Origin of the sequence: Nostocoides jenkinsii Ben 74, assembly GCF_001046875.1 — a bacterium.
GTDB classification, from domain to species: Bacteria; Actinomycetota; Actinomycetes; order Actinomycetales; family Dermatophilaceae; genus Nostocoides_A; species Nostocoides_A jenkinsii.
The window spans coordinates 3765798-3767058 of record NZ_HF571038.1; the positions used below are offsets into that span (position 1 = coordinate 3765798).

The following is a 1261-nucleotide window of genomic DNA, read 5'->3' on the forward strand; positions in this document are numbered from 1 at the left end:
CAGTTAGTCAACTGTGGACACCTTGCAAGTTGTCCGCAGTTGACTAACCTGTGCTGAGTTGTCGCATCGAGGCGAGCGTGCTGGGGTGAGCGTGCTGGGGTGAGTCGGCGAGGCGGCGCCAACCCGACCCCTGCGCGGGTTGGCGCCACCCCAAGTCACATGCCCCGAGTCACATCCCCCTAGTCACATGCCCCGGTCGCACCATGAGGTATGCCGCGGCCGGGCTCAGCTGCCCAGGCGCCAGCGGAGCGGGTTGTTCGCCGGGCCGGTCTCGCCCGCACCAGTCGACGCGCTTCCACCGGAGTTGCCAGTAGAGTTTCCGCGGGGGGCCGTCCGGTTGGCGACGGCGAGGTCGCGGACGTTCTTCTGGACGGCCACCGCGGCATACATCGCCAGACCGAAGGCCATCGCATAGAACCCCTTCTCGCTGGGGGCCAACTCGGCATTCCACAGGCCGATGCTCAGCAGGCTGAGCGAGATGCCGACGGCCGCCCAGGAGAGGCCGAGATAGAGCGCGCTGACCTCGATGCCCTCGGCGCGGTCGCGCACCGACTTCTGCACCGACACGGCTCCGAATAGCCCGAAGAGCAACAGGGTCAGATAAAAACCCTTCTCCGACAAGTCCATCGAGGCGTTGAAGAGACCGGTGAGGAAGCCGGTCATGCCGAGCAGCAGTGCGACCCAGGAGGCGCCCACAAAGGCGGTGGTCGGGGCGGCCACGGCGGGGGCCGCGGGAGCGTCGGGCGCGACAGCGGCGTTCAGGTCAGCGGTGTTCATGTCGTCGAACCTAAGAGGTCGAGGGCACCCGCCGCGTGAGTAGGCGTACTCGACTCGTCCCTCAGCCTTTGCGCCGTACGCTCCCAGCGATCTCGCCTAGGGTCGATTGATGCCGGCGTCACCACCCAGCGCGCGTCCGGGGACCTCGATCGACCCGCCCCGCCGATCCGCCCCGCGGGTCGCGGCGAGCGCAGCCATCGCGGCCCCCCTGGTCTTCGCCGTCGGCACCGCCTGGGCCGCCGCCCGCCAACCGCCCGGGTATGACGCGACCCAGGTGTCGGTGACCGCTCTGGGGGCGGCGGGCACGCCATACGCGTGGGTGAGTGTCGTGACCCTTGCCCTCACCGGGGTCCTGGTCACCCTAACCGGCGCATGTCTCCCCGCCAGGCACCCTCGCCCGACGGGCCCAGGCGTCCAGCTCTCCATCGCACTCTCCGGGCTCGCCGGCGTGGCCGTCGGGGTGCTGCCACAACTCCTGCCCGCG

General features: G+C 69.6%; 2 protein-coding genes. One reads left to right on the forward strand and one right to left on the reverse strand.

Features of this window, described 5'->3' with window-relative positions; genetic code table 11:
• Window positions 1–225 precede the first annotated feature (225 nt).
• Window positions 226–777, reverse strand: coding sequence for an inner membrane protein YiaA (yiaA, locus tag BN13_RS17970; RefSeq protein ID WP_084733811.1), 552 nt, complete (start codon window positions 775–777; stop codon window positions 226–228).
• Window positions 778–886: 109 nt separating this feature from the next.
• Here yiaA and BN13_RS18970 point away from each other — a divergent pair.
• The coding region (locus BN13_RS18970) for a DUF998 domain-containing protein (protein ID WP_157038752.1) at window positions 887–1261 on the forward strand (375 nt) is incomplete at its 3' end.